The following is a 22775-nucleotide window of genomic DNA, read 5'->3' on the forward strand; positions in this document are numbered from 1 at the left end:
CGTTCTTGTTTGACTGACAATATATTAGATTCTTCTGAGTCCTTTTGTCAAGCGTGATTGAGATGCTCTTACCCTGCTATTCCCTCGCTGTTAACTATTAATTATTGCCGGCTTAAATGATTTATTATTCAATAGTAAAAGTGCTAAATTTCACTTTTTTTGGTAGAATAATTTTGATCGCTGTTCAAATTTGGTGGTAATGACTGCAATGATTTCTGATATTTACACGTTGAGAGAACTTGAAAGAGCGATCGCATCCGCTCCGGACAAGTGGCGTCCGATCGTGTTTACTAACGGCTGCTTCGATATCCTGCACTGTGGCCACGTTCGCTATTTGCAGGCGGCAAAAAAATTGGGGCGATCGCTCGTGGTGGGCTTGAATAGCGACGCCAGCGTGCAAGCTATCAAACCGCAGCAGCCGGGATTGCCACCCCGCCCGATCGTACCGGAAAACCAGCGAGCCGAAGTGTTAGCTGCCCTCAAACCAGTAGACGCCGTAGTAATTTTTTCCGAGATTACAGCAACTAAACTGATAAATATCCTGAAGCCTGATATATACGTTAAAGGAGGCGACTATCAAGTCGAAACTCTGCCGGAAGCACCGGCAGTTATCGCCGGAGGTGGCAAGATTTCCTTAATCGAAATAGAAGTTCCGAGTTCTACCAGTGCGATCGTCAAACGCATTTTACAATTAGGTACTTAACCCTTACTCGCAAATAGCAAGCAGTGAGCTAAACTCAGAAGTTGCCCCATCAAAAAAAACGCTTGGTACGCGCGGCGAAGCTATCCCGTAGGGAATCGCTCGTACAACTTCATCCCAATTCCTAAGCAGGAGAGAATTTCAATGGAACTCACAAGCAATAACACGATCGCGGAAATCCTACAAAGACACAAAGCAGAGTTACTAGCAGACTGGCTCAAAGAACTGCAAAATACCGGGCTGCGGCGGGACGACTTGATGAGAGCCAAAGAATTGCGCTCCGAGTGTCAAGAGTTCCTGCAATTGCTCCACATTGCAGTCGGGAACGGTAACTTTAGCGACATCCAGACACCCGAATGGGAAAATATGCGGGTGCTGCTAGCAGAAGTTTCACGATCGCGCGTTCAGAGAGGCTTTACTCCCTCAGAGATAGCGAGTTTCATTTTATGCTTCAAAAAGCCATTGTTCGATCGGCTTTGTCATGAACTGACAGAAAACCGCGACGCACTTGTCGAACAACTTTGGCTTTCCACCAGTTTATTAGACCAGCTTGGCCTTTGGGTGACAGAAATTTTTCTCAAAGCTCGCGAAGAAGTCATCGAACGCCAGCAGCAAGAAATGCTCGAATTGTCAACACCAGTAGTCAAACTTTGGCAAGGTATTCTTGCTTTACCCATGATCGGGACTCTCGACAGTGCCCGCACTCAAATAGTAATGGAAACTCTGTTGCAAGAAATCATGGAAACCGGCTCAGAATTTGCAATTTTAGACATTACAGGTGTGCCGACAGTTGACACTTTAGTTGCTCAACATTTATTAAAAACTGTCGCCGCCGCCCGTTTAATGGGTACTGAGTGCATCATCAGCGGCATTCGCCCGCAAATAGCTCAAACCATTGTTCATTTGGGAGTTGACTTGCAGGATATTCTGACAAAAGCGACTTTAGCAGATGCTTTTAAAGTCGCTTTGCAGCGCCAAGGTTTAACTATAAAAAATCTTAAAGAGGAAAGATAAACATATTGCAGTCTGACAGAAAATCTTAAGCAAAACTTAACAACAAATAGGTGAATTTGTGGAACGAATACCAATTCTTCAAATGGGAGAATTCTTGCTAGTAACAATTCAAGTAGATATGCACGATCGCTTAGCAATTACACTGCAAGATGACCTGACAAACCGCATCGTCAAAACAGGTGTTAAAGGTGTGTTAATTGAAATTTCTTCCCTCGAAATAGTTGATTCTTTTATCGGTCGTATTATCAACAATATCGCTAGTATGTCACGAATTTTAGATGCGGAGACAGTTGTAGTCGGGATGCAGCCAGCGGTTGCTATTACCCTCGTTGAGTTGGGGCTTTCCCTGACAGGAGTTCGCACAGCTTTAAGCGTTGAAAAGGGCATGATTTTGTTAAGAAACTCCTTGGGTTGGTCTCTTGACGAGCAAGGGTAAGCAGTCGATTAGTTGTTCCCTGACCGAGGCACAGGCAGTCAAGAAACCTAATTTGTTTGTAGATACCTTGTTGACAAACAGAAGATTTCTTAGGAAAGGGCTTACGCACTCAAGGAAGTTAAATCAAGGGTTTAAGATTCCCGCACTATGTTCTCTTTTGAGAGAAAATCGTAGTAAGCGCGTAAGTCCTATTAGGAGAAACTAAGTTGATGAGCGTAAGTCCTATATTTTGGGGAGAAGTTCTATTTTGGTACAGTAGCCGCCATGTCAAAACGTGAGATACTAGAAATCCGATCGTCATCCGATATAGTCCACGTACGACAGCAAGTGCGAACTTGGGCTGTAGCAATGGGATTCGGTTTATTAGACCAAACGAAAATCGTTACCGCAGCCAGCGAACTCGCCCGCAATACTGTAGAGTACGGCAAAGGGGGAACTGTAACTCTCGAAATGCTGCAATTAGGGACCCGCAAAGGGCTGCGGCTGATATTTGAAGACAAGGGCCCGGGAATTCCAGACATCGAATTGGCAATGACTGACGGTTATACTTCTAATCACGGTTTGGGTTTGGGGCTCAGTGGTTCCAAGCGGTTGATGCACGAATTTGAGATTGTTTCCAAAGTGGGTAAGGGGACTAAAATTGCGATCGTCCGCTGGCGCTGAAGAAGTAATACGATTTGAGAGTTGAGATTTTAGATTAAAGCATTGGGAATGAGTGAGGACGATCGGGGTTTGGAGCTTGCGTATAGTTGTATTATTTTTTAAATTGGTATAAAGAGCAACCAGCAAAGCCAAGAAGTGATTCTTGGAATCCCATACCATACCCGAAGAGGGTTGGCGTATGGAGGATTTCATTATAAGAGCTGATAAAAAATGATAGATGCCGTAGCCCTGCCCCTAACAGAAGAAAGTCAAGTCGGAGAAGCGCGGCGAATCGCAGTGGCCCTGGCGGCCGAAGTCGGATTTAACGAGACCGATCGCGGTAAAGTGGCAATTGTTACCACCGAAGCAGCAAAAAACGTGGTCAAGCACGGAGGCGAAGGAGAAATTTTGCTGCGAACATTAAAAACAGCGGCAGGATATAGCATTGAAATAGTAGCGCTAGATCGGGGCCAAGGAATGGCAAATGTCGCGCTTTGTCTGCGGGACGGTTTTTCTACAGCGGGAAGCCCTGGAACAGGACTGGGGGCAATTAAACGCCTCTCTAGTTTTTTTGATATTCATTCTGTACCAAAACTGGGAACAGCCTTATTAATGCGGCTGGAACCGACCCAAAATAGCCGGGAAGCCTTCCAAAACAGCAATTACTTGGAATTGGGGGTCATCCACTTGCCGAAAGTAGGAGAGCAAATTTGCGGCGATTCCTGGGCGGCGGAAAATCACCTTGACAAAAACCTGATTTTAGTTGCTGACGGACTCGGCTACGGGGATTTGGCGGAGGAAGCGTCTCGCGAAGCAGTGCGCGTATTTGAGGAAAACGCCAAACTCGGGCCCAAAGCAATTTTAGAGAAGGCGCACGCTGCTTTAAAAAATACCAGAGGAGCGGCTGCGGCGATCGCCCAAATCGATCCTACCCAACAAACAATTTGTTTTGCCGGAATTGGCAACATCAGCGGTGTAGTTGTCACAGATAACCAAAGCCGCAGCATGGTTTCCTACAACGGCACAGTTGGACATATGATGCGAAAAGTAGCAGAATTTGTCTATCCTTGGTCGCAGCAGTCCCTACTCATCATGCACTCCGACGGTTTGGCGGCGCAGTGGAATTTAAACCGCTACCCGGGTTTAGCCTCCAGGCATCCTGCTTTAATCGCAGCCGTGCTCTACCGGGACTTCAAACGCACTCGCGATGACATGACAGTTATAGTAGCCAAGGTGAGAGAAGCAGCGTGAGTTACCCAATCCTGACGACGGAAGTCCGCTTTGAACAAGACATCGTACAAGTACGCCAAAGAGCTCGCCAAATTGCTAAAGGGCTGGGATTCGATTCCCAAGTACAAACCCGCATCGCCACAGCAGTTTCCGAAATTGCCCGCAATGCTTTCAAATATGCCGGCGGTGGCAAAGTAGAATTCATTGTGGAAGGGGACTCGCCCCAAATTTTTCGGACTCGGATTTCCGACACGGGGCCGGGAATTGCTGATTTACCGGCTGTGTTAAGCCCCAATTTTCGATCGCAAACCGGCGCGGGACTCGGTTTAGCAGCAGCCAAACGGTTGATGGACGAAGTGCAAATCGACTCGGCGCCCGATCGCGGAACGGCTGTACAATTAATTAAGCAGTTTTCCAAACATATGCCTGCGCTGAGTGCGATCGAACTAAATCAATTAGTTGACAAACTAGCGCGCCAAATTCCCGAAGATCCCTATGCCGAAATTCAGCAGCAAAATCAAGAATTACTACGCACTTTAGACGAACTCCGCCAGCGTCAAGAAGAACTCGTACAATTAAATCAACAACTAAAAGATACCAATCGCGGAGTCCTGGCACTTTACGCTGAATTGAACGACAAGGCCGAATCTCTCCGGCGCGCCAGCGAACTCAAAACCAGCTTTCTCTCCAATATGAGCCACGAGTTTCGCACTCCGCTAACGGCAATTATGAGCCTTTCGGAAATATTGTTAAATCGCCTCGACGGAGAACTTTCAGCCGAACAGGACAAGCAAGTAAATTACATTTACAAATCCGCCGAGTCTCTCGCAGAACTTGTCAACGACTCGTTAGATTTAGCCAAAGTGGAAGCCGGAAAACTAACTCTTCGCGTGGCTGATTTTGAAGTCGAAGATTTGTTCAGCGCGCTGCGAGGAATGATGCGCCCCCTGCTTCCCCCAAACTCTCCCGTTTCTATAATTTTTGAAGATCCTCTCGAACTTCCCATCCTCACAACCGACGAGGGAAAAGTTTCTCAGATTTTGCGAAATCTGATTTCTAATGCCCTCAAATTTACCGAAACAGGTGAAGTTCGAGTTGCTGCGGAAATGGGAGAGGAAGGAACAGTTACTTTTTCAGTAGCAGATACGGGCATCGGCATTCCCCCAGCCGATCAAAGGCGGATTTTTGAAGAATTTGTCCAACTCGAAAACCCCTTGCAGAAGGGCGTCAAAGGCACGGGATTGGGATTGTCTCTGTGCAAAAAACTGGCGGAATTTCTAGGGGGAAGTATTGAAATCACAAGTTCACCCGGAGTTGGTTCGACTTTTTTTGTCACACTGCCAATTCTGTATCCTGGAGAGGAAGAAAATCCTTTGGAAATGTCCGCTGGTAAGGCAGATGAAATACCGCACGCGATCGCAAATTCTAGATCGCCAGTGCCGGATTCAGCAACAAAAGTTTTGATTGGGGAGGATGAAGATAGTTTTTCGGTATTTGCTGAAAGACTTGCTGGCAGAAATTCCTTGTACTGCGATATAAGTCGCCCACGGTGCTGAAAGTTGGGGTTCGGCAAAGCACAGCCGAGCCCAATTTTTATGGATATTACGATGCTGGGTCTGACTGAATTTGACGTTTGGGAAGAGTTGAAAGGCGATGGGGCTACTTGTCAAATACCTGCGATCGTGAGGAATTCCAAACATTTTCGGTTACATCACTTTTTTGCTGTGCGGGATGCTAGGACTGTAAGATAAAAAGTATTATTCCGATGCGAAGGGAAACGATATCAGGCATTTTAGCTTTTGAGGACTGAAGTCGGATGCTGCGAACCTAATTATATTTTTTCAGCGATTTTTATATGGTGCGTAAGATAGATAATTTATAGCAGGCAAAATTTATTTAATTTGCAACAGCATTTAACCTTTGTGCTGTAAAATGTAGCAGTTCTCAGTTGCCGACTATATAGTAGGGACTTACCGAGGGCTTATTTTCGTGTCGGCGATCGGCTAACATCCATGATAAATCTTGTTCTTAGCAAAGTCTCGATTAATAAAAAAATGCAACTGTAGGCGCGTAATCCAAACCCATAAAAAATAAGCCATTCACAATTCCCACTTCCCAATTCTAAAATCTAAAATCTAAAATCTAAAATGGTATGACTTTCATCTCCCTTCAATATGCCCTGTTTCTATTAGTTATGTTCGCGGCTTACTGGTTGGTTCCGCTGCGGTGGTGGCGGCTGTTCATCATGTTGGCGGGTAGTTTAATTTTTTACGCTTCGCTGCAAATTTGGTACATTCCTCTGCTTTTAGTCGGTGCTTTGTTTAATTACTGCTTGGCGATGGCGATTGGGGAACCTCTGGATTGGCGGATTGCTAATGAATCTTGGAACCGCCGCCGTTTGTTGCTGCTGTGGATAGGCATCTGCCTGAATGTGTTGCTGCTTCTGGGCTTTAAGTATGTGCCTTTTTTATTGAGTTCGATCGGCACTTTGTTCAATTGGCCTTTAGCTATCGACGGAGCTGGCTGGGTGAAAAGTCACGTCATCGCACCCCTGGGATTAAGTTTCTTTTGCTTTGAGTGCATTGCTTATTTGATTGACGTGTACCGAGGCGCGCCTGCTGCTACTTCGCTGCTGCACTTTGCTGCTTACAAGTTGTTTTTTCCAAAACTGATTTCCGGCCCGATTACTCGGTATCACAACTTGATATATCAACTGAAAACCCAGCAATTTCCGACCCCCGATCGCATTTCTGAGGGACTTTGGACGATCGCCTTTGGTGCAGTAAAAAAAGGTCTTTTCGCAGATAACTTGGGAATTTATGTCGATTTAAGCTTTACCAACTTGCAGCGGGCGGGTAGCGAGGATTTGTGGCTGGCGATTTTTGCTTACGGGCTGCAACTTTATCTCGATTTTAGTGGCTATGTTGACATGGCGCGCGGTACTGCTTTGCTACTGGGTTGGTATTTGCCGCCAAATTTTGATTTTCCTTATTTTAGTGCCAGCATAGCTGATTTTTGGCGGCGCTGGCACATGACTTTAGGTGATTGGCTACGCAATTATTTGTATTTTCCTTTGGGTGGTTCGCGAGTCGGTTTGTGGCGCACTTGTCTGAATTTGTCCCTGGTCATGTTAATTGCGGGAATGTGGCACGGGGCAGCTTGGGGATTTATTGTGTGGGGGGGTTTGCACGGTTTAGCTTTGGCGGTTCACAGGCTGACTGATGTAGTGTTTAAGCGGTTGCGGATCGAGTTTTTGTGGGAAAATCCGATCGGGATTGCGATCGGTTGGCTGTTGACTCAGGCGATGGTTTTTGGTAGTTGGATATTTTTCCGTCTTCCAGATTTAAAGGATTCTGGATGGGCGATTTCGCATTTGTGGGGACACACTGCTGACGTGCAGTTTGCTGAGAAAGTTTATGGCGAAGCTTTGGGTTTGGAAAGAGTGCATTTAACTTGGATTTTGGCGGCTTTGGCTGCGGCGATGCTGGGGAATTATGCGTTGAGTCGGGGTTTGAAATTGGAGTTAAATTGGCCGCTGAAATTGGTGTTAGTTCCGCTTTGTTTGTATGCGGTTTGGGTGTTGGCTCCTGAAGGGGGTTTGCCTTATATTTATTTTGATTTTTAGGGTATTATTTACTTCGCCGTAAGGTGCAGCGCACCCTACGACGACATTGAGGTGGGCCGAAGTGATTCCCCGCTACCTATTAGTGTCAAGTTAAACTTTTAGTTCGCCAGTCATCCCGCTCACTCAACAATCTGCCAGGGAATGAATTCCCTGTCTCATAGCTAAAGTCCTCTCAAAGAGGACTGAACAACTCATTAGTCCTCATAAGCTGTCGCGCATTTAAATTGTATATTCAGGGCGGGCGGGACGCCCACCCCACAAGACTTTAATTTTTTTGACATACAATTTAAATCCCGCAACAGCTTAGCGAGGAATTTCGTTTTGAGGCTCTTGTTTCAACCGCTGCTGGCATTAGGGTTTAACGTTAAGTTGACATCAATGCTGGCTACCCTACAACTCACAGTCAACAGTCAACAATCATCTCGATCCTGGGCACTACAACTGATAAGAACACCAGTCACTCCAGCTACCGACATAAAGTTTAGCATCGGGAATTCCGGCGATTTCTAAAGATAGTAAATTAACGCAAGCCGTCACCCCGGAACCGCAATAAACAATAATTTCTTCGGCTTTTTCTAATTCCGTCCACCGCTGTTTTTGTTCGGATGCCGATCGCACTTTTCCAGTTTCATCCGTCACCCCTTGCCACGGATAGTTAACCGCACCCGGAATGTGACCTGCAATGGGGTCGATCGGCTCCCGCAAACCTTGATATCTCTCACTTTCTCGGGAATCAACCAAAACCTTTCCGGGCAAGTCTTTACGCTCTTTTACCGCCTCAATATCTACCGCCAAATCCGGCTGCAAGTGAGGAACTAATTTACCCTCACGGGGTTCTGGCAAAATATTTGTTACCGGATAGCCCGCCACTTTCCATGCGCTGAAACCGCCGTCTAACAAAGCCACTTTGCTGTGTCCGATATACCGCAGCAGCCACCACAAACGAGCCGCAAAAGCTAGCCGTGAATCGTCATAAGCTACAACTAAAGTTTCTTGTGAATTAATACCGATCGCGCTCAACTTCTCAGCTAATTCTTCAATATTTGGCAGTGGATGTCTACCGCCGTGTTTGCCCACTGAACTCGCGAGATCGCGGTTTAAATCTAAATAGAAAGCTCCCGGAATGTGACTTTCTTGATATTGTTTTTGTCCCAATTCAGGGTCTGCCAGGGAAAACCGACAGTCAATGATTACAACTTGCGGATTGTCGGTATTGGCGGCTAACCATTCAGGAGAAACAATTAAAGTGTTGTCAGTCATAATTATTCAAATCTATATTTTAACATTATCTAGAAGGAGATTTTTTCTCTGGTTCTGCTTTTTGGTCGGAAGGAAATTTCTTAGAATTGGCTTTCTCTGAAGCTCTATTTTCAGAATTTGATTTTTTAGGAGTTGCTTTTTCCGAAGTTTCTTTGGGCGAATTTGATTTTTTAGGAGTTGCTTTTTCCGAAGGTAATTTTTCGGCTGGTGCGGGAGTTGGAGTTGGCAGAGGAGGAGTTACTGCTGCTTCTTGAGCGTAAAGTAGATATTTCTGATACTCGATCACTTTTGCTTGAGCTAGTTGATGGTTGGGGCTAGAGACTGGTACTCTTCTCATTAATGAAACCGCTTCTTGCCAGCTATCGGTAACTGTAGTCCAATCTTCCTTGGTTTTAGCCGATCGCCCTAATTCTGCTGCTTTGAGTGCGCTGTTAACGGCTTCTCGAAAAGTATCTGGTGCAGTTGCTAAATTTGCTGTTTCATCGGGATTATTCCCCGCAGTTGCTGCTGGCTGGTTCACAATTTTACCGACAAACGCCACCACGGCGATCGCCAACATACCCGTTACTAGCCCAACTACAATGAAAGTCGATCGCAGCCGATTCTCAAATGCAGCAAGTTCGGGCGGTTTTTCCTCCTCAAAATTGTTCTCCATCTCTGTGCGATCATCCATATTAGCAACAGCACTATTTGGCACAGATTCTCCCCCTAAGCTCTGCGGTTCAAAATTGCTGTTCTCCACACTAAACTCTTGACTCCAAGCAGCAGCAATCTGACCGCTTTCTCGGCCCTCAACCTTAACTTTGCGAATCGAATCCGGCTGCAAATTCGTCAGCTCGGTGCGAACAAAATCAACTAATGTATCTTCTATGGGTACCTGCTCGGCCTCAAGAATTACATCCAAACAATCGCCGTCGAGATTTGCCGAGGCTGTGATGCCTTCAGATTGCAACTTGCTGTTTAGCCAAGATGCGATCGCAGTGGCGAGATTTCCCTGCTTGGCAAGTTCCTGAAAATTAAGCTCTGTCATAGCTGGACACCTGATAACGCAGAAGATAGAAGGTAGAAGGTAAAAGGTAGAAAAAATGAAAAAGTCAGAAAGAGTTTTTTGGAGTTGAAAACACAATAACTGAAATTCAACAAATAGTATAATGTATCGTGGCAAATCCTAGCCCAAAGATGCAAATTATCACTCTCGCTACCCCTGGCATCCCTTGGGAAAAGACTTCAGTCCTTTCTACAAACCGAACTCAGGTTTGCAGGACAGGCGAAAATCCTCTCCCTCGGTAGCCCAATACCGCTGCTTCAACCTGGTAATTGATACCGGGCGCGCAAGTCCAGATACCGTAACAGCCTTAAGTTGAACCGCAAGCATCGCCCCTAAAAGCGACATCCGGCTGCAAAAAGCCTCGATCGCGCAGATGCGAGATGGGAAATTTTAGATGAAAAATTTGTGCGATCGCAGTGTCATCGGTGGGCAGCGAGTGATATCATCAGTTAGTCAATATTCAAGTTTTTATAGCAAATAACTCGATCGCACAATGGTAGCAATAGCAATTTTAGCGGCTGGACGCGGCACGCGCATGAAATCTGACTTGCCCAAAGTTCTACACGAATTGGGCGGTCGATCGCTAGTTGAGCGAGTCCTCCAAAGTTGTCAAGAAATTCAAATTACCAGGCGACTTGTCATCGTCGGTTATCGAGGCGAACTCGTTAAAGAATCGCTGATGAGAGGTCAAGAAATATCAGGGAAAAATTCTCAACTTCCTTCCCTAGAATTTGTTGAACAAACCGAACAATTAGGAACAGGTCACGCCATTCAACAATTGCTGCCTCACTTAGAGGGATTTCAAGGAGACTTGCTGGTCTTAAATGGAGATGTTCCTTTGCTGAGGGCAGAAACTATCAAACAATTGATTGCCATTCACAAAAAGCACCAAAACTCTGCTACTTTATTGACAGCTAATTTGCCGAATCCCCAAGGATACGGCCGAGTATTTACCGACAGTCAAAACTTAGTCGAGCAAATTGTCGAAGACCGCGACTGCACACAAGCTCAAAAGCAAAATCACCGCATTAATGCAGGTGTTTACTGCTTTCATTGGCCGGATTTAGAGAAAATTTTGCCAGAATTGAAGGCAGATAATGACCAAAAAGAATATTACCTAACTGATACGGTAAATTTCCTCAGTCCGGTGATGGCGGTGGATGTGGAAGATTATCAAGAAATATTGGGAATTAACGATCGCAAGCATTTAGCTACAGCTTGCGATATTTTGCAAACGCGGATAAAGGACAAGTGGATGACGGCGGGAGTGACGCTGCTCGAGCCCAACAGCATCACCATTGACGATACCGTAGAGTTGCAGCCGGATGTGGTAATTGAACCGCAAACTCACTTGCGGGGAAACACTTCGATCGCATCGGGGAGTCGCATCGGCCCCGGCAGTTTGATCGAAAACAGTCAAATTGCAGAAAATGTGACTGTGCTTTATTCGGTGGTTTCTGACAGTATGGTTGCTGAAAATTCGCGAATTGGCCCTTACGCACACTTGCGGGCACACGCAGAAATTGGGGCGAACTGCCGCGTCGGCAATTTTGTAGAATTGAAAAATACTCAAATAGGCGATCGAACTAATGTCGCTCACTTGTCTTATTTAGGCGACGCGACTTTGGGAGAAAAAGTCAACATCGGTGCTGGGACAATTACGGCAAATTATGATGGAAAAAACAAGCACAAAACTCAAATAGGCGATCGGAGTAAAACTGGTTCTAACACCGTGCTGGTTGCACCGATCACTTTGGGAGAAGATGTTACTGTAGCTGCGGGTTCTGTGGTGACAGAAGATGTGCCGAAGGATTGTTTAGTAATTGCGCGTTCCCGGCAAGTTGTCAAACCAGGTTGGAAGTTGAAAGAACCTAAAAAGTGAACGGTTGTTCACTTTTTAGATGATGAGTTTCCACCCACGAATTTCGCACTAAATACCAAATAAACCGGGTTTTTATAACGGAAGCGATGGCACTGTAGAAGAGATTTTGGTGAAAAACCCGGTTTCTGCGTAAGTCGGCAAACTTGAGAAATCGGGTTGATCGCGATCGGCTATTTTTTTTATTTTTGCTGGTGCAGATAGTTGTTAATCGCTTTAGCGATTTCTACTTGCTCGTAGGGGCTCATAGTGTTGGGCAGGGATATGCGAGATCCTCCACAAACTAACAGTCTGACTTCATACCAAGTGTCATTTTGCCTATCTTTGGTTCGATCTACTTCCACACCATAAATCTCGCACAGAGAGTATTCAATTACTTTACGTGCCAACAAACCCCGCTGTTTAACAGTCAAGGTGTTTAAATTTCCATCGAAGCTGTAGGTTTCATTATTTCTCAAAACGATCACTGCGGCTGCTGCGAGCAAAAATATGCCTCCTGTCCATCCCAACCAGCGATCTTCTTGACTTAAACGCAGCAATCGATCTTTGGCATTTTTAACATAAAAATTGATGTCGGAAGCAACAGCGTCTTGGGTTCCCCAATTAGTGGAGTTAGGAGTGAAAGGAACATTGCCAACAGAAGTTAAAAGTACAACTCTGGTTTTATAGCCGCATCTTTGAACTTTAGCTCCCTGCAAAGAAGCAAGCTCAATTTCTTGGATTTTTGAACCCAGTAAATTCGATCGCACAATTTGGCAACTGCCTTGTTTTGCCTGCAATCGCTGGCAGCTCAGAGTTGCTTTATGATAATCAAAAGCCAGCCCGAACAGTCCAAAAGCCATGAATAAACAACTAGGAAACCAAAAATCAAATATGCTTTGAGTCTGAATTATTAATTCACTTGCTGTTTGCTTGATTATTTTCATTTACCTGGCCCTTAAATTCCAAAAATGATGTTACAGATCGCCTTACTAACCCGATCGGTCGAATTGTTAACTTATATATTATTTGAAGTCGTCTTCTGCCCTGACCCCTTTTATTTTGGTAATAGGTTAGCACTAAAACTTCTAACCGACAACAAATCTCGCGAATTTACCTGCTGGGTTTAAGATAGCTTTTTATGATTTAAAATAGATGAATCTTAAAAATATATTAATTATGTGATCGCGAATAAAAAGTTAGCTTCGCAATCTGTAGGAAAGTAATCACCCAGGTGAGTACAGGTTTACATTTTGTTACATTGTCAAGTTTATTTACACCTGCTTAATTATCGTTAGTTATTAATTTGGGCTTCCCCACAGGATACTTACGATTTACGGCCTTGCAAAGCAAATACATTGCTAAGGGTGCGATTATCGCTAATCGAGATATAGCTGCGAATCAAATCAGCAATTTTGTGTTGTTCTGTTAGTGAATAGCTTCTTAAACAGATGATATCGCCCCCGAACATCCACAAATAAACATAATAGCTACGATTTCCATCGCTATCTCCCACTTCCTCTCATTCCACCGCAGAAATCTCGTGAGTTGAGCATTCGGTAACATAATTAAACCATACACCCCGTCGTTTAACAGTCATTTTGCTAAAAGTTTTATCAGAAATGTATGTTTCATCTATCGCGCCGTCCAACAAGGACAGCGAAAACAACATAAATATACCTCCCATTATCCAATTTGATGCTAAAATAATCTGCAATAATCCAATGATGAGGAAGAAACAAATTAATAGCAGACTATTAGAAACTCGTAGTTTTAATTATTAGTTTATTTGCTGTTTTCTTGAAAATTTTCATTAGTTTAATAGTTGTTGAGTTTAAAAACAATGTAAATTACTTATCTATCCGCTGTAGGCAACTTTTAATGCACGGATTATTATTTGACATTGCTTTGGACGATCGCACTTTTGGTGTTATAAACAGCCTTAACAGCATAAGCATCGCCCGGACGTACCTGTAAAGCTCTGTTAAAATTGATTAAAGCGGTTTGATAGTCTCCCTGCCCGTAGTAGATATAGCCGAGTTTCATCGATTGTTTGAAGTGATCTTTTTGAGCAACAGGAGCAGAATTAGGCTCAGCAACAGGTGCTGCGGCAACAGGAAATGACTCGAAAGCAGGAGATAACTCTTGATAGGGTGATTGAGAAGTGTTGAAATCAGAAGGAAAAGAAGAGGGCGATTGCTCGTTAGCCGGCTGCTTTACATTAGGCCCAGAGTCAGAGATTTTTACAAAATTTTTGCCATAAAATACTGAAGCAGTAATTCCTCCCAATACAAACATTAGCAATCCCGCACATTGAAGTAAAAATGTTTTTCTAATTTTTTTATTGCTCCAATTTTTGATATAAAAAACCAATGAAGCCAAGGGGACAAGCAAGTAAAGCACTCCCCAAATAGTTTCCTGTCCAAAAGCTTGAACTAATCCCCAAAAATAGCCAACAAGACTTAAAACTAAACCTAGGATGAAAAATAAAGCGATCGCAATTCCAGGCATTTTCTATTTCTCCGATTGATGTATAGTTATTTTGCCAACAGTAAAAGAGCAGATTTTCTACCTGAAACTCATTACCCTGTTGGCCGTGTTAAAAATAGATTAGCGGTGACAACAGTTCGATCGCGCACAGCGAATGTTAGGATTTTGGTTAGGAATTTGACTAGGAACTCGATCGCGACTGCCGCAAATGATACCCTCTACCCTCCATCGACCAGAAGAACCATTTGCACGGGCAAGCAACCGCTGGGAAATCCAAAAGCTTTACACCGACTTGGCAAATGCCAAACAAGAATTCGCCCCCCACACCAGAAGAGGGCTGACACCCGTAGAAAAGCGGCATCTCTGTGGCTTGTTGTGTGGCTACAGCCCAGCGGAAATCGCGGTTTTTCTGAACAAACAAATCAAAGGTGTCGAAGTTGACTTGTCAAAAACTTTGTACAGATACATAGAATTATTGACAAATCGACCCCGAAATGCTCTCAAAAATTGGAGAGATGCGATCGACTGGCTGGAAATAGCCGGATATAAAACGCAGCCAAAAACCTCAACCGGCGCTATCTTAAAAGCCACTCTTCACCATTCAGACAGGATTTTGTCTGCGGCTATCAGTCCCGACGGACAATTACTGGCAACGGGATCTGACGACAGTACAGTGAAAATTTGGAGTTTGCACAGCGGGGAACTGCGGCAGACAATTTTCGGACATTCAACAGCCGTGTTGCTAGTTGCTTTCAGTCCCGCCAGCAAAACGCTGCTGACGCGATCGCGCGCGGGCACAGTCAAACTCTGGAACCTGCAAAATGGCGAACTGCTGAAGCGTTTGGCAGACGTGCACCGCCACGAATCTGTCGCCGTCAGCCCCGACTGGCAAATTTTGGCGATCGGCACCACCCGCGGCACAATCAAGCTTCAGCACCTCAACAGCGGCCAACTGCTGCAAGTTTTGGAAGGCTATCAAGGGGATGACATTAGTGCGATCGCCCTGAGTCCCAACGGCAAAATGCTAGTGGCCAGCGGCCTCAATGCAGCCAGCGGTTTCTGTCGCGCCACAGTCACTTTGTGGGAATTGCCCGGAGGCGAAGTGAGACGAACATTTGGCAGCGAAAATTATGTAGCGATTTCTTCCGATAGCCAAATTCTTGTCAATCATGGTGGCCAAACTATCAAACTTTGGAATTTGCAAACAGGCGACTTATTGCATTCCGTGCACACAGGAATTCGCATTACTTCCGCCGCCGCAATTAGCCCCGACGGGAAATACTTTGCAGTGGGCTGTTTTGACGGTACTGTTAGACTTTGGAATTTTCGCGGCGAATTGCTGCACACTTTAGATAGACATTCTAGCCCTGTGTCTGCGGTGGCGATCGGGCTTTTGGCTGAAACTCTAGTTAGCGGCGGGGAGAACGGTACTGTTAAACTTTGGCAACTGCAGATTTAAGATTACAAAGGTGACGCGATCGCTTAAATTGTTGTACTATAATTGATTTAATGTTTTTTCTACCAAATCCATTTTAGTTATCTTCTGTGTCACTCGGCGATTGAAATCGCTTTTTACCTCAAACTACACAAACGAAGTCCCTCTCTAAAAGACTAAAAAATAAAGCGGGTATTATAGCAACCGCCAAGGCTATTAGGAGGTTATTAATTATGGCGTAATGCCGCCCTTCCTATGGCTGCGCTAATATGAAAGGCCAAAGGTTGATTTTGATAACTATTTTGTCTTCGTTTAACTCAAGTTGAGCCGGGATTTCTGGAGCTTCAAAGAAATAAATTGAGTTACAAAGGGCTTTTCGTTCTTGCCAGTCGCCTCCCGCTGCCGCTAAGATTTGTTCCTTGGACATTCCCAATGCGAGCTTATCCACAAGCGGCTCATTTTCAAGAGTCCGCAATGCCTTCTCAACCCAGCGGCGATACCATCTGCCAAAAGACAATTCCGTTGGATAGAAATCCTCCCTGCCGTTCCAAATCGTGCCGTGTGCGGGGCCGTTTACAACGAGATAAGAGTAGATGGCGCACCCCTGATGGCATAACTCCAACACGCCGGGATATTCGTCTCTATCGCCCCACTCCTCCAACTCCTCATCTGAATAAGAGTCTGTTGCTTTGGTGAAGGGGAATGGTTTGCTCAAATCGCGATACTGTGCGGCCTTTTCAAGAAGCTCCAAACCGTAGAAGGGCCCTGCTCCACCGTTGCCAATTTCTTTCAAGAATAAACGGTAATCTTTGGGCAGCTTGATTTTATGTTTCTGCTCGAAACTCTGCAACTCAGCTTCCGCAAGCGTTTGTTCCAGTTTGTATTGGTGAGAATCTGCGCCGAACACGCGAAGATTTTTATCTTCTTGCCGCAAGCGTCGAAGCAGTTCTACTAATTCTTTAATATCGTTTGAACTCATGTTATGTAGAGCTACCGGCAAGACGGTTAAGACGTAAACAGGAGGTAGTCCCAATCATGCGATCGCGCGGCGAATACGCGATCGCATCCAAAAAAAGCAACAAATCTCATCTTTGCTAAGCAATAAAAATCAGCGTTCCCTTGCTCATTTCCAAAGTATCACCCATTTCCATACCGTTGTGAAAAGCACCCAAAATCACCTCGCTAGTTTTGCCGAAAGCGATCGCCCCGCTAGCATCAATTCCAATTGCGCCAAAATCCCGTTGACGCTCGTCAGCTTCAGTAAAAGAACGCTCAAAAGCAGCTTTCAAACTTAAACCATCTGTCACCCGAACCACAATTCGCGCGGCCAAACACTCGTCCATAATGTGCTCGCCAATCCCCGTACAGCTTACCGCCGCACTTTGGGCCGCATAATTTCCCGCCGGCATCGCCGAGTCGCTAACCCGCCCAATCCGCTCAAAACCCTTGCCACCAGTCGAAGTTCCAGCAGCCAAGCGTCCATGCACATCCAAAGCTACGACTCCGATCGTACCCATACCGGCCGGTTCGGCAACCACGTCAGCCATTGCTTTGCTAAAATTGCCTTGGCGTTCCTGCATCCACTCGTGCAAGCGCAAATCCGTCATCGGATCGTAAATCGGCAATTGAAGTTCTCGCAGCAATTCCGCCGAACCAAAATCAGAGAGAACTCGATCGTCCGAATGCTGCAAAAATTGAGCAAGTTCGATCGGATGTTGAACGCGAGAAACATTAATCGCCCCGCTGAAACGCTGCATCAAACCGTCCATCAGCGAAGCACTCATCCGAATTTGACCGTCCGACTGCACCACAGAACCAGTACCGGCATTGAATCGCGGGTCATCTTCCAACAATTGGCACCCCCGCACCACTGCATCTACGGCACTTGCACCGTCTTTCAGCAGCGGATAAACTTCGTCCAAAACATCGTAAAGCGATTTTCGCACCGCCTCAATTCCGCCTTTACTGTGTAGAGAACTGCCGGCACCGCCGTGAATAACTAGCTTTGGTTGCACTTGTTGCGATGCCATAATTTATAACCTAATAACCTAAAATTTTTCCTTTGCAATCTTAGCTTCGATCGAGCAACTTGCCCTAACTTCTTAATCTTGAGCCGCCAAACGGCGGCGACGACAACGTTCGGAGCAGTATTTGACCTCATCCCAGCAGTCGGCCCATTTTTTGCGCCACGTAAAAGGTCGATCGCAGACTGGGCACATTTTTGTCGGTAAATCAGATTTCGATCGCTGCTTGGCCATGCTAACTTTGACATTACATTACAGATTAAATTTTAATCAAAACAAACAAAACAACCAATTTCTGCCTAACACCTCCCGAAATAAAAATGCTCGAAACGGCCGACGCCAACATCCGAATCGTCTTAGTCGAACCTGCCGGTCCATTGAATGTCGGTTCTGTTGCCCGTGTCATGAAAAATATGGGTTTGCACCAATTAGTTTTGGTAAATCCTCAATGCGATCATTTAGGGGAAGAAGCCCGACTGATGGCTGTTCGCGCCGCCGACATATTGGAAACTACCAAAGTAGTCGAGAGTTTGCCCGCTGCTTTGGTTGGGTGTGTCAGAGCGATCGCAACTACAGGGGATGATTGTCGATCGTTGCCAACACAACTAGAAGAACCCGCAGATGCCTTGCCTTGGCTCCTTGAAGCCCCCAGCGCCCTAATTTTCGGTCGAGAAGACTGCGGCTTGACCAATGCCGAATTAAACCGCGCTCAGCGCCTGATCCGCATTCCCAGCAGCAATGCCTACACTTCCCTAAATCTCGCCCAAGCCGTCGCTATCTGCTGTTACGAACTATACCGGGAAGAAGGAAGAAGGAAGAGGGAAGAGGGAAGAGGGAAGAGGGAAGAAGGAAGAGGGAAGGAAGAAGAAGATGCCTCGTTCCCAGGCTCAGCCAGGGAACGCATATCCAGAGGCTCTGCCTCTTCAATACCCGATGCCACAGATAATTTATCAACTTGTTACCAAGAACAACTTGCCACCCGCCAGACAGAAAATCCCTCAATTCCCCTCGCCAGTGCTTCCTTGGAAAATTTAGAGGGATATTACCAGCAACTAGAAACTTTGCTGTTAAAAATAGGATATTTGCAGCAGCACACAGCAGCAAGCCGGATGGAAAAATTTCGGCGTTTGTACAACAGAGCCTATCCGACAGTGGATGAAGTCGCCATGCTGCGGGGCGTCCTCCGCCAAACAGAATGGGCAATCAAAACTTACCCACGAGAGGCAAATTCTGATACTCTGGATGGGGCGTTACCGGAAAATCCAACGGATAGCTAGGACAAATGCTGATAATTGGGGATGTGAGATTGAGGATTGTTTTTCACAGAAAACTTTCCTGCACCCACTTGTCACTTTCATAACAGGGTTTCTTGACTAAAAACCTAAGCTTTGCGATAATTTGCGAGCAATAAACCTGGTTGCTGATACCATGCAGCGTCTGGGGCAAATCTAAAATCTAAAATCTAAAATCTAAAATTGATTGGCTGGCAAGCTGAAAAATCTTAAACTTGAACTTTACATTAGTGATGAAGGAGTAAGACGTGGCAGAGCGGTTTCCCAAAGGATCGATATTATCGGTGATATCCTCGATATCCTCTCCCAACTCCGGCTCAAAGCAGCCTAAGTCCGGCAAAGCAAGTCAGTCTGGCAAATCGGGTCGCCGCCGCCCTCCGCAACCGCAAAACGGCAATTCAGAAATTCGATCGCCCGAACCTGCGACTTTGCCACTGCAACAGGGCCGCGGCAGCAGAATTGGAGCAAATTCTCCCACATCTTCGGAAGAATTTGCTACACAAGACTTTTTATCCGATCCCCGATCGGCAATTAACCCCAGAAAACCCAGAACCAGCAAAACTCCGCAGTCGAAGACTCGCCAACCAGCGAAAAAAGGTCTCGCTGCTGTCGATATGTTCGAGTTTCCGGACCCGACTCTGGAGCGGGAAAACGTGAGTTCGATCGCCAGCAATCCCAACAGCCAGCTCCCCACAGGCACTCCCCCTACAACCCGTGGAAGTCGTCCCAGTTCGCCCCCTGTTCGCATTCAAGACACGGTAATCCCCGCAGATGCCAAAAAAACCCCCGTGCCTAAACCCCGCCCACAAGCGAGTCAGAGACCGGGTAAACGCTCTGCACCTCGGAGCGTACCGCCGTTGGTGTATGCTACTCGCTTGCTGATTTTGGGAGTTGGCATAGCGGTGATTTGCGGTACGCTGCTGTCGGTGGTAAATGCTGTGAGTCGAGCATCCACTGTAGCGACAGAAGAACAAACCAGCACAGGGCAGAACAACCCAGGCGATAGCGCATCTGCGGCACCCGCAACCCCAGAAGTGCTGCAACTGAATCAAGAATTAGGAGCTTTGAAAACGCAAGTTCAGGTTTTAGCTACAGAAAATCCTAGTTTGACAGCCGGAATATTTCTAGTCGATTTAGATACTGGAAGCTACCTAAACTTTAATGGGGATACTGCTTTTGCTTCAGCTAGCACAATTAAACTGCCAATTTTAGTAGCTTTTTTTCAAGCAGTAGATGAGGGGAAAGTGCAGTTAGATCAGATGCTGACGCTGAAGCCAGAACACATTGTCGGCGGTTCTGGGGAGATGCAAGACGACTCCCCTGGTAAGAAGTATTCGGCTTTGGAAGTTGCCCAAAAGATGATTGTTGTCAGCGACAATACGGCGACAAATATGATGATTGAATTGTTGGGAGGTGCTGAGGTTTTAAATCAGAATTTTGCAAATTGGGGTTTGAGTACCACGGTTCTGCATAATAAATTGCCAGATTTGGAGGGAACTAATACTACCAGTCCGAAGGATTTGATTAATATCATAGCCCAGGTCGATCGGGGTAATTTGGTATCGGTGAAATCGCGCGATCGCATTTTGCAAATCATGCGCCAAACTAAAAACGATTCTTTGCTACCGAAAGGTTTAGGCGAAGGTTCAGTTATTGCTCACAAAACCGGCAACATTGATACAATGCTTGCGGATGCGGGGATGGTGGATTTGCCCAACGGTAAGCGTTATTTGGTGGCGGTGATGGTGAAGCATTCGCCGGAAACGGAGAAGCCAGCTCAAACATTGATTCGGGATATTTCTCGAATGAGTTACCGCTATTTGAACGGTGGAGAAATGCCAGACGATTCACAAGTCAAAATTAAAAATTGAAAATTCAACCGGGTTTTTTCGGGCAAGCGTTGTAGACTTTATCAAACTATAAATCAGTTTGTATTATGAAACTAAACATTCGACTTGCTGGTCTGGTAGCGCTTTCAACTTTAGCCGTTGGAGTCTCCCCCACCTTGAGTAACGCTAATCCTGCTCCTGAATATCAGACCGATGGCGTGACAGTGATTAACAACAATATCGAACTCAATCGGGCAAAAAACTTAGCCCGTCAAGCAGCAGAAAGGGCTAATGGGGGTTTAGGCAACTATCGAGCTGAAGCTTCTATGCACGGTACTTCTAAGGAATCGCCTTTTGTTGACAATGGCGATGGAACTTGGACTTTTACTTTTAAGGGTTCCAAGCCTGGTTCGTCTGTCTATACTGTAGAGACAGTTGTTACGGTTTCTCAAGATGGAAGGGTGAGAGTCGATTACAACGGGCAAATTCGCAACTCAAACGGAATTTAACGAGACTTAAGACTTTACTCATCGGTGCTCAGAAACCACGTTTTTCAATGATGGAGAGTGGGGAGTGGGGAGTGGGGAGTGGGGGAATGTTAAATTATTGACCTTGACTTTATCATCCCCATGCAACCGGAAACGATATGAACTTGTTAAATAGCGATCGCCCGATTAGAGAAATCATTGATTAAGCTTTCGGAGCGGATGAGCCGCGCCACATTCTATCGCTACTGAAATCGCGATCGATTTTCTTTGTTAAGCCGAGAGCCGGAGCTGTCAAATAAACGAACGAGGGCACTCCGGTCACGCTTTTAAGTTGCTTGTTACCGCGTCAGGCAAAATAGAAGCAGATTGATAAGTTTGCTCGTGATAAGTAGTTAGATCTAAAAAAGTGTAATATAAACAGAGATTGAGTTTACTAGATAGAGATTAACAAAAGCTATGAAAAGCAAGCACTTTATCAATCTGCACAAAGGACTCAGCTTTCCATTTATTTTGACATTGATGTTCATTTACCAAAATTTTAATTTGGGTGCTTGGGTTTATCTCGCCCTGCACGGTACTTATGGTTTGTTGTGGCTGCTCAAAGACCAGATATATCCAGATAAACAGTGGGAACAAGAAATCTCTGTCGGAACGGGAATATTCGGCTTTGTGTTAGTTAGTCTCTATTGGGTAGCACCTTTTATTTTGATTAGCAGTGGCTCACAACCACCTCTGCCGTTAGTGGCAGCAGCAATTTCCCTAAATATTATCGGTGTCTTTCTACACTATACTGCTGATGCACAGAAGTATTACACCCTTAAGTACCGTTCGGGACTAATAACTGAAGGATTTTTTGCCAGATCGCGCAATACGAATTACTTAGGAGAAATCCTCATCTACGGATCGTTTGCGATGCTAGTTCAGCACTGGCTACCTTTTTTAATTCTGGCAGCTTTTGTTGCTGGTGTTTTTATTCCTAACATGATAAAAAAAGATCGTTCACTCGGACGATATCCTGAATTTGCCGACTACAAAGCTCGGTCGGGATTTTTACTACCTCGACTATTTGTATCGACAGCTCTCGAACAAAAAAAAGACAGTTTAGAGGAGAAAGTTGGTTAAAAATAGTAATTCAGGGCGTTGCGGAATTACAGTAGGAGTTGATGAGGGATAATAAGGCGAATTTTTAGGAAATGCCGTGAATGTAGCTCAACTTATATCCGCAAAATAAGATAAAGCTTCTAATAATAAATTTCCCGCCTTTGCCACACAGCCTTAGCCATTGCCCCATACCCCTTTGGTAACTTTCACTGTCAGGCTTGTAGGCGATTTAAAGCAGTCGTTAGATACTTTTCAACGATCGTTTTTCAAGACACAGAGGCTCAAACCCTTGCCGCACCAGCC

22 protein-coding genes are annotated in these 22775 nt (G+C 45.4%); 14 read left to right on the forward strand and 8 right to left on the reverse strand.

Translation table 11 applies throughout. From position 1 onward, the window contains the following. The first annotated feature begins 208 nt into the window (after positions 1 to 208). The 8 genes from rfaE2 (at position 209) to QUA45_RS21725 (ending at position 7647) form a co-directional block, all read left to right on the forward strand. Positions 209 to 703, forward strand: coding sequence for a D-glycero-beta-D-manno-heptose 1-phosphate adenylyltransferase (gene rfaE2 / locus QUA45_RS21690; protein ID WP_445305339.1), 495 nt, complete (start codon positions 209 to 211; stop codon positions 701 to 703). 141 nt (positions 704 to 844) lie between these two features. Then, on the forward strand, positions 845 to 1714 hold the full coding sequence (locus tag QUA45_RS21695; protein ID WP_333040028.1) for an STAS domain-containing protein: 870 nt from the start codon (positions 845 to 847) through the stop codon (positions 1712 to 1714). 58 nt (positions 1715 to 1772) lie between these two features. Next, on the forward strand, positions 1773 to 2150 hold the full coding sequence (locus tag QUA45_RS21700; protein WP_333077438.1) for an STAS domain-containing protein: 378 nt from the start codon (positions 1773 to 1775) through the stop codon (positions 2148 to 2150). Positions 2151 to 2414: 264 nt separating this feature from the next. Beyond that, positions 2415 to 2813 (forward strand): anti-sigma regulatory factor, encoded by a 399-nt coding sequence (locus QUA45_RS21705; protein WP_333096504.1) that lies wholly within the window; start codon positions 2415 to 2417, stop codon positions 2811 to 2813. A 210-nt stretch (positions 2814 to 3023) separates the two neighbouring features. Next, on the forward strand, positions 3024 to 4043 hold the full coding sequence (locus tag QUA45_RS21710; protein WP_333096506.1) for an ATP-binding SpoIIE family protein phosphatase: 1020 nt from the start codon (positions 3024 to 3026) through the stop codon (positions 4041 to 4043). Then, entirely contained in the window at positions 4040 to 5578 is a 1539-nt protein-coding gene (locus QUA45_RS21715; RefSeq protein WP_333096508.1) for an ATP-binding protein, read from the forward strand. The genes QUA45_RS21710 and QUA45_RS21715 overlap by 4 nt, the downstream gene beginning before the upstream one ends. Positions 5579 to 5617: 39 nt before the next feature. Further along, positions 5618 to 5773 carry a hypothetical protein gene (locus tag QUA45_RS21720; RefSeq protein ID WP_333096510.1) on the forward strand — a complete coding sequence of 52 codons (156 nt, stop codon included), beginning with the start codon at positions 5618 to 5620 and terminating at the stop codon, positions 5771 to 5773. A gap of 401 nt (positions 5774 to 6174) precedes the next feature. Further along, positions 6175 to 7647: an MBOAT family protein gene (locus tag QUA45_RS21725; protein ID WP_333222085.1), complete on the forward strand. Its 1473-nt coding sequence runs from the start codon at positions 6175 to 6177 to the stop codon at positions 7645 to 7647. Positions 7648 to 8082: 435 nt separating this feature from the next. Here QUA45_RS21725 and QUA45_RS21730 read toward each other — a convergent pair whose 3' ends face one another. Together QUA45_RS21730 and QUA45_RS21735 are read right to left on the reverse strand one after the other, a co-directional pair. Continuing rightward, the gene (locus QUA45_RS21730; protein WP_333222086.1) at positions 8083 to 8907 is read right to left on the reverse strand and encodes a sulfurtransferase; all 825 of its coding nucleotides are present in this window, start codon (positions 8905 to 8907) and stop codon (positions 8083 to 8085) included. Positions 8908 to 8932: 25 nt separating this feature from the next. Further along, entirely contained in the window at positions 8933 to 9937 is a 1005-nt protein-coding gene (locus tag QUA45_RS21735) for a hypothetical protein (protein ID WP_333222087.1), read from the reverse strand. 511 nt (positions 9938 to 10448) lie between these two features. On the opposite strand from QUA45_RS21735, the gene glmU reads away from it, so the two are divergent. Then, entirely contained in the window at positions 10449 to 11837 is a 1389-nt protein-coding gene (gene glmU, locus QUA45_RS21740; RefSeq protein ID WP_333222088.1) for a bifunctional UDP-N-acetylglucosamine diphosphorylase/glucosamine-1-phosphate N-acetyltransferase GlmU, read from the forward strand. Between the two features lie 179 nt (positions 11838 to 12016). On the opposite strand, the gene QUA45_RS21745 is transcribed toward glmU, so the two are convergent. The 3 genes from QUA45_RS21745 to QUA45_RS21755 all read right to left on the reverse strand — a co-directional run bounded on the left by QUA45_RS21745 (position 12017) and on the right by QUA45_RS21755 (position 14324). Then, positions 12017 to 12760, reverse strand: a complete 744-nt coding sequence (locus QUA45_RS21745) for a hypothetical protein (protein ID WP_333096521.1) — start codon at positions 12758 to 12760, stop codon at positions 12017 to 12019. Between the two features lie 575 nt (positions 12761 to 13335). Continuing rightward, positions 13336 to 13485: a hypothetical protein gene (locus tag QUA45_RS21750; RefSeq protein ID WP_333222089.1), complete on the reverse strand. Its 150-nt coding sequence runs from the start codon at positions 13483 to 13485 to the stop codon at positions 13336 to 13338. A 221-nt stretch (positions 13486 to 13706) separates the two neighbouring features. Then, a complete protein-coding gene (locus QUA45_RS21755; RefSeq protein WP_333096524.1) occupies positions 13707 to 14324 on the reverse strand; it encodes a hypothetical protein in 618 nt (205 codons plus the stop codon). 187 nt (positions 14325 to 14511) lie between these two features. Between QUA45_RS21755 and QUA45_RS21760 the strand changes: the two genes are divergently transcribed. Beyond that, positions 14512 to 15762: a WD40 repeat domain-containing protein gene (locus QUA45_RS21760; RefSeq protein ID WP_333222090.1), complete on the forward strand. Its 1251-nt coding sequence runs from the start codon at positions 14512 to 14514 to the stop codon at positions 15760 to 15762. 229 nt (positions 15763 to 15991) lie between these two features. On the opposite strand, the gene QUA45_RS21765 is transcribed toward QUA45_RS21760, so the two are convergent. The 3 genes from QUA45_RS21765 to QUA45_RS21775 all read right to left on the reverse strand — a co-directional run bounded on the left by QUA45_RS21765 (position 15992) and on the right by QUA45_RS21775 (position 17996). Further along, a complete protein-coding gene (locus QUA45_RS21765) occupies positions 15992 to 16717 on the reverse strand; it encodes an SMI1/KNR4 family protein (protein ID WP_333222091.1) in 726 nt (241 codons plus the stop codon). Between the two features lie 115 nt (positions 16718 to 16832). Next, a complete protein-coding gene (locus QUA45_RS21770) occupies positions 16833 to 17768 on the reverse strand; it encodes an isoaspartyl peptidase/L-asparaginase (RefSeq protein WP_333096530.1) in 936 nt (311 codons plus the stop codon). Between the two features lie 72 nt (positions 17769 to 17840). Further along, a complete protein-coding gene (locus QUA45_RS21775; RefSeq protein ID WP_006631540.1) occupies positions 17841 to 17996 on the reverse strand; it encodes a DUF2256 domain-containing protein in 156 nt (51 codons plus the stop codon). Positions 17997 to 18082: 86 nt separating this feature from the next. Between QUA45_RS21775 and QUA45_RS21780 the strand changes: the two genes are divergently transcribed. The 4 genes from QUA45_RS21780 (at position 18083) to QUA45_RS21795 (ending at position 22493) form a co-directional block, all read left to right on the forward strand. Then, a complete protein-coding gene (locus tag QUA45_RS21780) occupies positions 18083 to 19039 on the forward strand; it encodes an RNA methyltransferase (protein WP_333096532.1) in 957 nt (318 codons plus the stop codon). A gap of 263 nt (positions 19040 to 19302) precedes the next feature. Beyond that, positions 19303 to 20925, forward strand: a complete 1623-nt coding sequence (locus QUA45_RS21785; protein WP_333222092.1) for a serine hydrolase — start codon at positions 19303 to 19305, stop codon at positions 20923 to 20925. Positions 20926 to 20990: 65 nt separating this feature from the next. Further along, positions 20991 to 21392, forward strand: a complete 402-nt coding sequence (locus QUA45_RS21790) for a hypothetical protein (RefSeq protein ID WP_333096537.1) — start codon at positions 20991 to 20993, stop codon at positions 21390 to 21392. A 435-nt stretch (positions 21393 to 21827) separates the two neighbouring features. Then, positions 21828 to 22493: a DUF1295 domain-containing protein gene (locus tag QUA45_RS21795; protein WP_333096538.1), complete on the forward strand. Its 666-nt coding sequence runs from the start codon at positions 21828 to 21830 to the stop codon at positions 22491 to 22493. Positions 22494 to 22775: the final 282 nt, after the last annotated feature.

The organism is Microcoleus sp. Pol12A5, from assembly GCF_036701435.1.
Classification (GTDB): Bacteria; Cyanobacteriota; Cyanobacteriia; order Cyanobacteriales; family Microcoleaceae; genus Microcoleus.